The following is a 13168-nucleotide window of genomic DNA, read 5'->3' as shown; positions in this document are numbered from 1 at the left end:
CCCACTTCTCGGAAGGGTAACCTCACTCTGTCGGTCCGCGGCGGTTAAGTCGATGCCACTCGAGCAACTGGCTGTCGATGCTCGCAGCAGAGAATCCGTACATGTTGCCGGCGGTGCTCCTCGGCGGTGCCGTCTACCTCGGGCTCTCCGTGGCGACGGACCTCTCGATCGTGGTCCGTGTAGGCGTCCTCGTCGGACTCGCGATCGTCGCGCCGATCGGGCTCAACACGGTCGTGCGTGCGGTTCGTGGCGGGTCGCTCTCGGCAGCAGATGAAGAATCAGACCGAGTGGGAGAGACAACAGACAGCCCCGTCTCGGGCGAGGGGTCCGCATCGGCCGTCAACGAGGGCGAGGACCTGCACTGACTCCGGGTCAAAACCGGTCACTCCGGCCGGCAGCCGTCCAAGGGTCAGAGGGCGCAGTCTCCGGCACCCGCGCCGGGCGACCGCGGACGGCCGACAGCCGCCCCGCAAAGCGCCAGCGACGGTCGGTCCACTCGTCGTCACCGTCGGTAGCTGCCGCCGCCGCGGCCACGGCGCGGTCATGACGGTGAGCGGCTATCACGGCGGCGATGGCCGCCGCTTCGTCTGGAGTCGGAGCCGGCGAGAACCGGAGGCCGTCTGGTGTACTCGCATCCACCGCTGACGTCGACGTGGTGGTTCGGTCGTCGTGAACAGTGTCGTCGCCGGGGGCGGTGTCGTCGTCGCCGGGGGCGGTGTCGTCGTCACTGTGTTCGATGTCGTCGATGGCCATCTCAGATCGGCAGGTTGCCGTGTTTCTTCTCGGGGTTCTCGGCGCGCTTGCCTCGCAGCATCTCGAGGTCGTCGATCAGCCGAGCGCGGGTTTCGGTCGGTTCGATCACGTCGTCGACGAACCCGCGGTCGGCGGCGGTGTAGGGGTTCGCGAACTCTTCGCGATACTCCTTGATGAGCTCTTTGCGGTGTGCTTCGGTGTCTTCGGCCGCCGCGAGTTCCTCGCGGTAGAGCACGTTCACCGCGCCCTGTGGCCCCATCACCGCGATCTCCGCGGTGGGCCAGGCGTAGTTGACGTCGCCGCCGAGGTGTTTCGACGCCATCACGCAGTAGGCACCCCCGTACGCCTTGCGAGTGATAACGGTTAGGAGAGGGACAGTCGCCTCAGCGTAGGCGTACAGCAGCTTCGCGCCGTGACGGATGATCCCGCCGTGTTCCTGGTCGGTGCCAGGCATGAACCCAGGCACGTCCTCGAAGGTGAGTATCGGGATGTTGAACGCGTCACAAAACCGAACGAATCGCGCACCCTTCTGGCTGGCCTCGATGTCGAGGGTGCCGGCGTTCACGCGGGGATTGTTTGCGACGACGCCGACGGAGTGGCCATCGAGCCGGGCGAACCCAACGAGGAGGTTCGACGCGAAGTTCGCGTGGACCTCGAAGAACGACCCCTCGTCGAGGACGCCGTCTATCACCTCGCGCATGTCGTACGGCTTTCGCGGCGCGTCCGGGACTACCGCCGTCAGCGACTCGTCGGCTCGGTCGGGGTCGTCCCACGGCTCGACCCGTGGCGGGTCCTCGACGTTGTTCGCCGGGAGGTACGAGAGCAGGTGCGCGATGCTGTCGAGTGCGGCCTCCTCGGACTCCTCGGCGACGTGTGCGACCCCGGAGGTACCGGTGTGAGTGACCGCGCCGCCGAGTTCTTCGAAGCTCACCTCCTCGCCGGTGACCGTCTCGATGACGTCGGGGCCGGTGATGAACATGTGAGAGGTGTCGTTCACCATGAACGTGAAGTCGGTGATGGCGGGCGAGTAGACGGCCCCACCGGCACACGGCCCCATGATCGCCGATATCTGTGGAACCACGCCGGAGGCCTCGGTGTTCCGTCGGAAGATCTCCGCGAAGCCGGCGAGTGAGGCGACGCCCTCCTGGATTCGCGCGCCCGCGGAGTCGTTGAGCCCGACGATCGGGGCTCCGACCTCTACGGCCGTATCCATCAGCTTACACACCTTCTCGGCGAACACCTCTCCGAGTGAGCCCCCGAAGACGGTGAAGTCGTGTGCGAACACGAACGTCTTCCGACCGTTCACGTCGCCGTACCCGGTGACGACGCCGTCGCCCGGGAGCTGTTGTTCTTCCATCCCGAAGGTGTGGTTCCGGTGGGTGCGGAACTGGTCGAACTCGTGGAACGTCCCGTCGTCGACGAAGTACTCGATTCGCTCGCGGGCGGTCAGTTTCCCCTTCTCGTGTTGGGCGTCGATCCGGTCCTGGCCGCCGCCGTTCGCGGCTCGCTCACGGCGGTCCCGCAGCTCCTCTATCCGGTCCTCCATCGTCACGTCGGACCACCCTGCGTCATTGTCCGTGGGGTCGGCGAGCGACGGCAAAAGGATTCCCTTCTCCGACGAACACGTAATAGACGATCGTCGAATATCGTGGTGTCTGGTCACACGATAGGTCCCACACCGTACACACGTGCCCGATCACCCAGCCGCGTCGTTCACCGTCTGATCTCGCGCGCCGGAGTTGAGCAGACACCGGTATCGGCATAGCTCCGAGAACGGCGTCGACGTCGGCGAACGAGCGGCGAGCACGCGTGGCTTCGGTCACACCCAGAAAATTGCCGCTGTGGGTGTCTCACACTGGCGTCTGGGCTTCGACGGTTTTAAGCGTCCGATGGGCCACTCTCCGATGAGACAGGCTTCGCCTGTTTCACTGACCCGTAGGAGCGACCTGCGTACTACGGAGGTGAAAATGGCAGACACAATACAAGAGGCCGTGACCCTCGCACTCGACGAGGCCCCAGAGCGGAACTTCCGCGAGACGGTGGACCTCGCCATCAACCTGCGAGACCTCGACCTCAACGATCCGTCGAATCGCGTCGACGAGTCCGTCGTGCTGCCGGCTGGAACTGGACAAGAGACACGCATCGTCGTCTTCGCGGAGGGTGAAACCGCCGTCCGCGCCGCCGACGTCGCCGACGAGGTCCTCGACAGCGAGGAACTCGCCGACCTCGGCGACGACGACGACCGCGCGAAGGACCTGGCCGGCGACACCGACTTCTTCGTCGCCGAGGCCAACCTGATGCAGGACATCGGACGGTACCTCGGTACCGTCCTCGGTCCGCGCGGTAAGATGCCGACGCCACTCCAGCCGGACGACGACGTCGTCGAAACCGTCGACCGAATGAAGAACACGGTGCAGCTCCGATCCCGCGACCGGCGCACGTTCCACACGCGCGTCGGTGCCGAGGACATGACCGCCGATGCGATCGCGGACAACATCGACGTCATCGTCCGACGGCTCGAGGCCGACCTCGAGAAGGGGCCGCTCAACATCGACGGGATCTTCGTGAAGACCACGATGGGTCCCGCGATGGAGGTGCCCGTATGAGCTCCGTTCGCCAGACCGAGACGATCCCGGAGTGGAAGCGCGAGGAGGTCGACGAACTCGTCGACTTCGTCGAGTCGTTCAACTCCGTCGGGGTCGTCGGTGTCACCGGTATCCCGAGCCGACAGCTCCAGGCGATGCGCCGTGACCTCCACGGCTCCGCCGACCTGCGCATGAGCCGCAACACGCTCATGACGCGCGCGCTGGAGGCGGTCGGAGGCGGCGTCGACGAGTTGACCGACACCGTCGCCGGACAGGTGGCGCTCATCGGCACCAACGACAATCCGTTCGGGCTCTACAAACAGCTCGAGGCGTCGAAGACGCCGGCACCGATCAACGCCGGCGAGGTCGCCCCGAACGACATCCTCATTCCGGAGGGTGACACGGGTGTCGACCCCGGACCCTTCGTCGGCGAGCTTCAGACCGTGGGCGCGTCCGCGCGCATCATGGACGGATCCATCGTCGTCACCGAGGACTCCACCGTCCTCGAGGAGGGAGCGGTCGTCGACGAAGACCTCGCGAACGTCCTCACCGAGCTCGGCATCGAGCCGAAGGAGGTGGGACTCGACCTGAAGGGCGTGTACTCAGAGGGCGTTCGCTTCGAGCCGGACGAGCTCGCGATCGACGTCGACGACTACCGCGCCGACGTCGAGTCTGCGGCCGCCGCCGCGCGGAACCTCTCCGTCAACGCGGCGTACCCGACCGCGACTACCGCGGGTACCCTGCTCGCGAAGGCGTCGAGCGAGGCGAAGGCCGTCGGGCTGTTCGCCGAGGTCGAGAGCCCGGACGTCGTGCCCGACCTGATCGGGAAGGCCGACGCCCAGCTCCGCGCGCTCGCCGCGGCGATCGACGACGACGAGGCGCTCCCCGAGGCGCTCCGTGGCGTCGAAGCCGCACCGGCCCCCGAGGCCGAAGCCGACACGGCCGACGACACCGACGAGGAGACAACCCAAGACGTCGAGGAGACCGACGACGACGCCGACGAAGACGACGGCGACGACGGCGGCGAGGGACTCGGCGCGATGTTCGGATAACACGAGGATACACCAATGGAATACGTTTACGCAGCACTCATCCTGAACGAGGCAGGCGAAGCGCTCACTGAGGACAACATCACCGGCGTGCTCGAGGCCGCCGGCGTCGACGTCGAAGAATCCCGCGTCAAGGCGCTCGTCGCCGCGCTGGAGGACGTCGACATCGAGGAGGCCATCGAGACGGCCGCCGCGGCACCCGCAGCGGGCGCGGCCGCAGGCGCAGGTGGTGCCGCCGAGACCGACGAGGAGGAAGCCGAAGAGGAGGCCGAAGCGGAAGCGGCCGACGAAGACGACGACGAGGACGAAGACGACGAGGCCGGCGGCGAGGGTCTCGGCGAACTCTTCGGCTGAGCCGGCGACGCCGACTCACTCGACTCGAACAGTTCTGCATTTTTTCACACGCAGAGCGACCGCACCGGTCGCCGACACGCATCCGAGAACCAGTACCAGCCGACTATCCATCCGCAGCGGTGGCGCGCGCCTCGTGAGGTCGCCGCAGGCGGCCTCGCGAGCGCGTGCGAGGGATGAGCGAGGGAGCAAAGCGACCGAGCGAATCGGCTGGGGAGGGTGTGGCTACAAATTGTGTCCGGAAGCCGCACAGTCGTCTCGGTTACATGACTACCATACGCATACGAGAGCGAATCGGTTGGGGAGGGTGTGGCTGAAACTGTGCCCGTGTGTCGCTCAGTCGTGTTGTTCACCCGGTCACTACATACGTATGAGAGCGAATCGGCTGGGGAGGGTGTGGCTGAAACTGCGCCCGCGTGTCGCGCGGTCGTGTTGTTCACACGGTCATCACACACGTATAGAATCGGCTGGGGAGGGTGTGGCCGTAAGGAGTGTCCGGATATCGCGCGCTCGTGTCGGTTGTACTACTATCGTCACATACGTATGGGGGGGTGTGGCGAATTGGTGTCCGGGTGTCACTGGGTCACAGTTATCCGATCAATCGACGATGACACGCTCACTCGTCGGCCGCACTCCCCCGCTCGCCCACGGGAAACGCCCCCGTCTCGACGGCCTCTCGGTAGCGTTCGACGGCCGACCGCATCTCGGCGGCGACGTCACCGAACTGCTCGGCGAACGGTGGCGACCACTCACTGAGCCCGATGACGTCCGTTATCACGAGGACCTGGCCGTCGCAGTCGGGACCCGCACCGATACCGATCGTGGGGATCTCGAGTGTGTCCGTCACCGTCGCTGCGAACGCCGACGGGACGTGTTCGAGCACGAGCGCGAACGCGCCGGCGGCCTCGTGTTCGACGGCGAGGTCGAGGATCTCGGCCGCGGCCTCCTCGTCGGTGCCCTGCTTCGTGTACCCGCCGAGCTCGTTGACCCGCTGTGGGGTGAGTCCGAGGTGCGCCATCACGGGAATGCCGAGTTCGGTGAGTCGTCGGGTGAGTTCGACCGTGTGTGGTCCACACTCGAGCTTCACCGCGTCGGCACCCGCCTCGGCCAACAGCGCGCCCGCGTTGCGGATCGAGTCGGCCTCGTCGACGCCGAACGAGAGGAACGGCATGTCGGCGACGACGAGCGCGTCCGTGACGGTCCGCGTGACAGCCGCGGTCCGGGCGCGCACGTTGGCCATCGTGACCGGCAGCGTCGAGTCGTATCCCATCACGGCGTTACCCATGCTGTCGCCGACGAGGATGACGTCGATGCCCGCCTCGTCGACGATGGCGGCGGTCGGGGCGTCGTACGCCGTGAGCATCGTGATCGGCTCCTCGCGGTCCCGGAGGCTCCGCGTCGTGGTCATCGATCGAGGGTGGGTCCGCCGGTGATTAAAACCGCGGGGTCAGCGGTGGCGGCCGAGGATCGGCACGACGGCCAGCTCCCGGGCCAGCCGACGGCGACCGCCACCGATATGCTCCCCGGGGCGGTAGCTGAGGCGTGCAACCGGTCGAACGGACCGAAGCCGAGGGCGTCGACTACGGCTGGGTGATGCAGACGACGTTCGTGGTGACGATCCTCGTCGGCGCGCCGGCCGTCGCCGTGCTCTCGACGGGCGTCACCCTGGAGACGTGGGGAGCCCGCGCCGCGTTCGCCGTGCGCGTCGGCGCGCCGATCTGGTTCCTCACCGCGGTAGCGGTCGCGACCTACGCAAAGCGGACGAACGCGGGCGACGGCGGCACACAGCCCGCGTCGGACGACGACCACGACGAGCGAGGCGACCACGACGAGCGAGGCGACCACGACGACCGCGACGACTACGACGACCGCGACAACGCGTAGCCGGCGACGCGCGTGTGCCGGCAGCCGACGCCGACTCCCCCAGCGTCGCTCACCGACCGAGCGCCTCGGAGACGGTCGCGAATGACACGCCGGCCCGGTCGGCGGTGAGTCGGTCGCTCGCGGAGTCCCCGACGAAGAGCGCCTGTGCCGGTTCGACACCGAGCGCGTCGATCGCCGCGAGCAACGACTCCGGCTCGGGCTTGTGCGTCGACGCCGTGTCGCGCCCGACCACGGCGTCGACCCGGTCTGTGAGGCCGTGCGTCTCGACGGCGACCCGACAGGCGTCCTCGCAGTTGAGCGAACAGATGGCGACCGGCCGGTCGGCACCACCGGTCGCGAGCCAGTCGCCGAGCGGGAGGCGGGTGGACGCGCGCGCCCCGGAGCGCTCGTGGCCGGCGATCGTCTCCTCGACCGCATCGTGGACCCCGTAGTCGGCAGCCGCGTCGAGTAAGGTCCACAGGTCTGCGGTCGGAGCGACGAGCGCGTTGGCGGCGTAGGTGCCGATCACGTCGTCTGCGACGGCGTCCCAGTCGACCGCGAGGTCGACCAGCGTCCCGTCGAGGTCGTACACGACCGCGTCTGGTGCGTGGAGCGCGTCAGAGACGGCGGCGTCGTCCGAGAGCTCGGAGCCTGTCGAGCCGCTGGAGCCGTCTGTGCCGGGTGGCGGCGTGGGCATTAGCTGTCCATACGAGCCCGGCGGTGACGTGATTTCGGGTCCGCGCCGCCGGTGTGCCGTCGGCTCACGGCTCACGGAGCCACGCGACCAGCTCCCCGGCATCGACGTCGAGGCCGCCGCCTTGCGCGAACGTCGGCCCCCCACCGCCCCCGCCGCCGAACGCCTCGGTCGCCGTCGAGACCACCTCGCCCGCGTCCGCGTCGACCTCGGGGTCGGCCGCGACGACGAGGAACGGCGCGTCGCCCTCGCCGACGACCGCGACCACGTCCGGGCCGCCGTCGGTCTCGAGCAGCGCTGTGGCGGGCTCGCGGAGGTCGTTCGGGTCGGTGTCGCCGACGGTACCGACCGCCCATCTCGTGCCCGCCCGCTCGACGGTCGGGAGGTCGGCGAGTCGCGCGGCGAGGAGGTCGCCGCGGGCGTCTCGAAGCGCGGACGACAGCCGGTCGGTCTCGTCTGTGAGACGCTCGACTGCCGTCGGGAGCGCCTCGAGGCTGCTGTCGGCTGCTGCGGCGGCGTCGCGGGCCGCCTCGTGGATCGTCGCGGCGCGGTCGATGGCGTCCGGCCCAACCGCGAACTCGACCCGAGTCACTCCCTCGCCCGGGTTCGACCGGTCGAGGACGGTTACCGGGCCGATCGTCGCCGTGTTCGTGACGTGGGTCCCGCCGCAGGCGGCCACGTCCCAGCCGTCGATCGTGACGACGCGAACGCTGCCGCCGCCCATCGCGCCCTCCTCCGTCTTGGCGTTGAACGCGATGTCGTCCAGTGCGCGCGCCTCCTCGACCGGGTGCGTCTCCCACGAGACGTCGCGGCTCTCCCACACCGCCCGATTCGCGAGCCGCTCGAGCTCGACGAGCGCCGCGTCGTCGAGCGGTTCGTCGCTCGTGAGGTCGACGCGGACCTTCTCCGGGGAGATGTCGAATCCGGCGTAGCCGAGTCCGGTGCAGATCCGCCTGGCCGCGCCGTAGAGCACGTGTGAGGCGGTGTGCGCTCGCGTGCAGTACGTTCGAAACGCGTCGTCGACGATCCCGGTCACCGTGTCGCCGGGCTCGGGAAGCGCCGCGGCACCGGCTGCTGCGTCGAGGTGATGTACCACGCTCCCGTCGCGCGCCTGGACGTCTTCGACTGCGAGGCCGGCTATCGTCCCCCTATCGGCCGGCTGTCCGCCGGACGCAGCGTAGAAGTACGTCTCCTCGAGGACGACCGCGTGGTCGTCGACCGTCTCCACCGTCGACTCGAACTCGCGAACCGTCGGCTCGGCCGGCGCGCGTGATGCCGTCATCGTCGGAGCGTCGGTCGCCGGGGGTAAATAGCTACGCGGCGCGTGGGTCGGGTGACCGGTGACGACGGGACCGCCCAGCGGAGACGACTCGATCCGCGACACCCCCCGATCAGGTCGCCGCGAGGAGCTGGAGCCGCAGGGACCGCTCGTCGACCGTGTACTTGAACGCCGGCTGTCCGTCGACGAACCCGTACGGAACTCGATCACCGTACTCTGCGGCCAGTTCGGCGTCGGTCTCGACGTCGACGAGCGCGAGGTCGATCGAGATGCCGGCGTCGGCCGCGACCTGTTCGACCGCCTCCACCGCCTCCACACACAGCGGACACGGGTCCTTGGTGTACACCGTGACGGGGATCTGGTCACGGTCGTCGGCCGACTGCCCGCTCATCGCGGATATCGCCGCCCGAGGTCAGACGACGCACCGTCCACCACACCAGAGTCCGACGACGCACCGTCCGACACACCGGAGTCTGACGCGTCGTCGCTTCCGCCCAGGCTCACGCTCCCGGTTCGGTAGCCGGCCATGTCCAGGGTGACGTACTCGAAGCCGAGGTCGCTGAGGTGCTCGTGGACTGCCTCGGCGAACGCCGGGTCGAGCGCCCGTGGCAGCTCCGCCGGGGCGATCTCGACGCGCGCGAGTCCGTCGTGGTCGCGGACGCGAAATCCCTCGAATCCCCACTCGCGGAGGAGTCGCTCGGCCTTCTCGACGCGCGAGAGCCGCGCCTCGGTGACTTCGAGCCCGGTCGGGATCCGCGAGGAAAGACACGCCATCGACGGCTTGTCTGCGACCGAGAGCCCGTATGCGTCCGCAATCGCGCGGACCTCTGTCTTCGTGATCTGGGCGTCGAGAAGCGGCGAGGAGACGTCGAGCTCGTCGACCGCGCGGAGCCCAGGACGGTGCCCGTCACCGGGGTCGTCCGCGTTCGTCCCGTCACACACCGTGTCGATCCCGAGCTCGCGGGCGCGGTCGTACATCCGACCGAGCCGCATCGTCCGGCAGTGATAACACCGGTCGCCGTCGTTCGCGACAAAGTTCGGGTCGTCGAGCTCCGAGAACGTGACCGTGTCGTGACGGACGCCGATCTCGGCGGCGACACGCCGGGCGTCTTCGAGTTCTGCTGCCGGGAGCGTCTCGCTACGGGCGGTACACGCGACCGCGTCGTCACCGAGGGCGTCGTGAGCGAGCGCCGCCACGACGGACGAGTCGACCCCGCCGGAGAAGGCGACGAGGACGCCCTCGCGCGCCCCCAGCGCGTCGCGTGCCGACCGGGCTTTCGACGCGATCTCTGCCTCGAGTGCGTCCGCATCCGCCGCAAGCGGGTCGCCGGGACCCGCGTCGGGCGATGGGTGATCCATGCCACCGATTCAGCCGTGGGAGAAAAAAAGCCCGTCGGCGTCGGCTGGGGCGCGAACCGAGCTCCTGCGACAGCATCTGACCGGCACCCGCACGCTTTTGCGGATCGGCGAGATACCGACGCACGAATGGATCTCGAGGCGATCCCCGGCGTGGGTGAAAAGACCGCGCAGGCGCTCCGGACCCTTGACGACCCGACGGCGGTCGTCGAGTCGGGCGACGTCGCCGCGATCGCCCGCGCGCCGGGAGTGACCGAGGCGCGCGCCGCCCGCGTCGCCCGCGGCGCGATCCGCCACCGCCACGACGACACCGACCGCGTCCTCGCGACCGACCGGGCGCGAGAGGTGTACCGCGACGCGATGGAGTTGTTACAGTCCCGAACGGTCACGACGTACGCCGAAAAGCGCCTGGAGACGTTCTACCCGAGTGCGTCGGCCTCGCGGATCGACGAGGTGCAGTCGTTCGTCGAGATGGCGACGACCCGCGATCTGGCACCGGCGGTGCTCGACGCACTCGAGGGCGTCGAGCCGCTGGTCGATCCCCCGCCGGTTCGCGTCCGTGACCGCTGTCTGGCGACGACCGACGCCGAGACGCTCGCCCGCGCGGAGGCGGCGGTCCCGGAGCTCTCGGTCGAGACGGTCGACACGGGCCGTGACGTCGCCGAGCTCGCCCGGTCGTACGCCACCGTGATCGTCCTCGATGAGTCGTTCGCCGGGATGGACGTCGACGGCGACGTCAGGGTTCGGCCGGACGCGCTCGAGACCCCGGCCGAGACGGTCCCCGAACGGCTCCTCGCCTTCTTTTCGACGAACCGGGAGCGGCTCGAGGCGGCCGCTGCGGTCCACGCCGTCGCCGACCTCGACCCAGCCGCCGACCTCGACGCGCTCGCCGACGCCCTCGACCGACTCGGCGACGACGGGACGATCGCCGGAGACGCCGAGCTCGACCGGCTCACGGCCGCGGTCGACGACCTCGACGCAGCCGTCGCGACCGCCGAGTCCGTCGCCGACGACCACCTCCGCGGGGTCATCCGCGAGCGCAACGTCACCATCGAGGGGACCGACTTCCTCTCGCTCGTCGAGCAGGGCGCCCGCGTCGACTCGCTGCTCGACCGCGAGCTCGCCGACGAGTACGAGACCGCCGTCGAGAAGGCGTGTGAGCACCTCGTCGACGCGCTCCGACTCGACCCCGAGGAGGCCGAACTCGCCGGCCGCGTCTTCGGTGGCGACCCCTCGTTCCCGCTCGAGCACACCGAGACGGCCGTTTCGCGGCTCAGAACCGAACTAGCTGCGGCGCGCGATCGACGAGCGGCACGACTGAAGGCCGAGCTCGCCGCCGACCTCGGTGCGCTCCGCGAGCCGGTTGAGGCGCTGGTGCGTGACGCGCTCGAACTCGACGTGGAGCTCGCGATCGCCCGGTTCGCGCACGACTTCGACTGCGTGCTCCCCGAGGTGTGTGACCCCGGGGACGGTCCGGACATCCAGATCGACGGCGGGCGCTCGCCGCTTTTGGACGTCGCGTTCGCGTCCGTCGACCCGGTCGACTACGACGTCGACGGCGTGCGGCTGCTCTCGGGGGTGAACTCGGGTGGGAAGACGTCGACGCTCGACCTCGTCGCGCTCGTGGTCGTGTTGGCACAGATGGGGATGCCCGTCCCCGCGTCGGCGGTGCGCCTCGACCGATTCACCGAGATCCACTACTACGCGAAGTCGCAGGGTACGCTGGATGCGGGCGCGTTCGAGGCGACCCTTCGCGACTTCGGCGACCTCGTCGACGGCGCGGACGGTCGACTCGTGCTCGTCGACGAGCTCGAGTCGATCACGGAGCCGGGCGCGTCCGCGAAGATCATCGCCGGCATCCTGGAGGCGCTCGACGAACAGTCGACCACGGCCGTGTTCGTCTCTCACCTGGCACGGGAGATCCGCGCGGCCGCCACGACGACCCTCGCCGTCGACGGGATAGAGGCGGTCGGGCTCGTCGACGGCGAGCTGCAGGTGAACCGATCGCCACGCGAAGGACACCTCGCGCGGTCGACGCCGGAGCTCATCGTCGAAAAGCTCGCCGAGGAGCGCGGCGGCGGATTTTACGCGGGGCTGTTAGAGAAGTTCTGAACGCGGGAGGCCGGGCGGTACGCACGCGCGGTGAAACGGCAGTACGCTTATAACTCACTCCTCCGAAAACGGTCCGTTGACCAACTCGATCATCGCCGACTTCGGCGCCGTCGTTGGCTTCAGCGTGTCGACGAGCGACGAGACCACGCGGGGTCGCATCGCGATGACGAGGGCGCAGCTCCTCGTCGAGGCCGACGACGAGACGCGGCGGATCGACGTCGAAGACGTCTTCGACGTCGTGCGAGACGTCTCGCGGACGGCCGCCGCCGACTCGACGGAGACGGTCACGCTCGCGTTCGACGCGGGGGGCGACCGCGGCGCACTCAGCCTCCAGGCAGACGCAGCGACGCTCGTGACGTTCCAGCGGCTCCTCTTCACCCGACTGCTCACCGGCACGGACGTGACCGTCACACACCGGCGCGCGAACGACGATGCCGACGAGCGACGTCCCTGCCGACTCCGTATCTCGGCGGCCGACATCCGGCTCGATCCGGTCGACGACGAGCCGGGCGTCGTGGTCCGACGCGACGAGGTCGCCCGATTCGCGCTCTCCGGGACCGAGGCCCCGGAGGTCGTTTTGTATCTTCGTTCACCCGACCGGGTCGAGCGCGTTAGCGTCCGCTTTCCGTCGTTTCGCCTGCTGAACCTCTTCGGCCGATACCTCCGTGCCGATCTGCTCGCGAACGACGCGATCGGTTCGGCCCCCGAGCGGGCACGTCCGATCGGGGTCCTGCTGGTCGACGACGACGAACAGAGCAGAGAGCTGACCACCGTGTTCTTGAACGAACGGTCCGACCGGCTGTCGATACTCGAGGCGTCGAGCGCCCGTGCGGCCCTCGACGTCCTCGCCGCCGCCGACCGGCGGCAGGCCGTCGACTGCGTCGTCAGCGACTACAAGATGCCGGGCATGGACGGCATCGAGTTTCTCAACGCGGTCCGCGAGGAGCATCCCACGCTCCCGTTCATCCTGTACACCGGCCAGGGTAGCGAGCGGGTCGCGAAGCAGGCGATTCTCGACGACGTGACAGACTACGTGGAGAAGGACGTCGGCCCGGGTCAGTACGAGGTTCTCGCGTCGAGAATCGAGAAGGCGGTTCGGTGAGCGGCGTCGCGTCTCCGGTTCGAG

Annotated in this window: 14 protein-coding genes; 7 read left to right on the top strand and 7 right to left on the bottom strand. The window is 68.8% G+C overall.

Annotated features, from left to right (window positions below; genetic code table 11):
- Positions 1-77: 77 nt before the first annotated feature.
- A complete protein-coding gene (locus tag ACNTAO_RS06655; protein WP_435161182.1) occupies positions 78-365 on the top strand; it encodes a DUF7987 family protein in 288 nt (95 codons plus the stop codon).
- A 7-nt stretch (positions 366-372) separates the two neighbouring features.
- Here the strand turns inward: ACNTAO_RS06655 and ACNTAO_RS06650 are convergent, their stop codons facing one another.
- Together ACNTAO_RS06650 and ACNTAO_RS06645 are read right to left on the bottom strand one after the other, a co-directional pair.
- Positions 373-753, bottom strand: coding sequence for a DUF8022 family protein (locus tag ACNTAO_RS06650; protein ID WP_435161181.1), 381 nt, complete (start codon positions 751-753; stop codon positions 373-375).
- Between the two features lies 1 nt (position 754).
- The gene (locus tag ACNTAO_RS06645) at positions 755-2299 is read right to left on the bottom strand and encodes an acyl-CoA carboxylase subunit beta (protein ID WP_435161180.1); all 1545 of its coding nucleotides are present in this window, start codon (positions 2297-2299) and stop codon (positions 755-757) included.
- Positions 2300-2720: 421 nt separating this feature from the next.
- Here ACNTAO_RS06645 and ACNTAO_RS06640 point away from each other — a divergent pair, with 421 nt between their 5' ends.
- Genes ACNTAO_RS06640 through rpl12p form a run of 3 tightly spaced genes read left to right on the top strand, consistent with a single transcriptional unit; the run spans position 2721 to position 4741 of the window.
- Entirely contained in the window at positions 2721-3359 is a 639-nt protein-coding gene (locus ACNTAO_RS06640; RefSeq protein ID WP_435161179.1) for a 50S ribosomal protein L1, read from the top strand.
- Positions 3356-4390, top strand: coding sequence for a 50S ribosomal protein L10 (locus tag ACNTAO_RS06635; RefSeq protein ID WP_435161178.1), 1035 nt, complete (start codon positions 3356-3358; stop codon positions 4388-4390). Before ACNTAO_RS06640 ends, ACNTAO_RS06635 begins: the two co-directional genes overlap by 4 nt.
- 15 nt (positions 4391-4405) lie before the next feature.
- The gene (gene rpl12p, locus ACNTAO_RS06630; RefSeq protein ID WP_435161177.1) at positions 4406-4741 is read left to right on the top strand and encodes a 50S ribosomal protein P1; all 336 of its coding nucleotides are present in this window, start codon (positions 4406-4408) and stop codon (positions 4739-4741) included.
- 613 nt (positions 4742-5354) lie between these two features.
- Here rpl12p and panB read toward each other — a convergent pair.
- Positions 5355-6146 carry a 3-methyl-2-oxobutanoate hydroxymethyltransferase gene (gene panB / locus ACNTAO_RS06625; protein ID WP_435161176.1) on the bottom strand — a complete coding sequence of 264 codons (792 nt, stop codon included), beginning with the start codon at positions 6144-6146 and terminating at the stop codon, positions 5355-5357.
- A 134-nt stretch (positions 6147-6280) separates the two neighbouring features.
- Here panB and ACNTAO_RS06620 point away from each other — a divergent pair, with 134 nt between their 5' ends.
- On the top strand, positions 6281-6622 hold the full coding sequence (locus ACNTAO_RS06620) for a DUF5822 domain-containing protein (RefSeq protein WP_435161175.1): 342 nt from the start codon (positions 6281-6283) through the stop codon (positions 6620-6622).
- Positions 6623-6671: 49 nt separating this feature from the next.
- Here the strand turns inward: ACNTAO_RS06620 and ACNTAO_RS06615 are convergent, their stop codons facing one another.
- From ACNTAO_RS06615 to larE, 4 genes are all read right to left on the bottom strand, one after another.
- Entirely contained in the window at positions 6672-7298 is a 627-nt protein-coding gene (locus ACNTAO_RS06615) for an HAD family hydrolase (protein ID WP_435161174.1), read from the bottom strand.
- Between the two features lie 64 nt (positions 7299-7362).
- On the bottom strand, positions 7363-8577 hold the full coding sequence (locus ACNTAO_RS06610) for an alanyl-tRNA editing protein (RefSeq protein ID WP_435161173.1): 1215 nt from the start codon (positions 8575-8577) through the stop codon (positions 7363-7365).
- 109 nt (positions 8578-8686) lie between these two features.
- Positions 8687-8965 (bottom strand): glutaredoxin family protein, encoded by a 279-nt coding sequence (locus tag ACNTAO_RS06605; protein WP_435161172.1) that lies wholly within the window; start codon positions 8963-8965, stop codon positions 8687-8689.
- The gene (gene larE / locus ACNTAO_RS06600) at positions 8962-9933 is read right to left on the bottom strand and encodes an ATP-dependent sacrificial sulfur transferase LarE (protein ID WP_435161171.1); all 972 of its coding nucleotides are present in this window, start codon (positions 9931-9933) and stop codon (positions 8962-8964) included. Before larE ends, ACNTAO_RS06605 begins: the two co-directional genes overlap by 4 nt.
- Before the next feature lie 126 nt (positions 9934-10059).
- Here larE and ACNTAO_RS06595 point away from each other — a divergent pair, with 126 nt between their 5' ends.
- Positions 10060-12042, top strand: a complete 1983-nt coding sequence (locus ACNTAO_RS06595) for a MutS-related protein (RefSeq protein ID WP_435161170.1) — start codon at positions 10060-10062, stop codon at positions 12040-12042.
- A 76-nt stretch (positions 12043-12118) separates the two neighbouring features.
- Complete coding sequence (locus tag ACNTAO_RS06590) at positions 12119-13144, top strand: response regulator (protein ID WP_435161169.1); 1026 nt, start codon at positions 12119-12121, stop codon at positions 13142-13144.
- Positions 13145-13168: the final 24 nt, after the last annotated feature.

Origin of the sequence: Halorubrum zhoui, from assembly GCF_051194155.1 — an archaeon.
Lineage (GTDB): Archaea > Halobacteriota > Halobacteria > Halobacteriales > Haloferacaceae > Halorubrum.
This window is presented reverse-complemented; position numbering and strand designations above follow the sequence as displayed.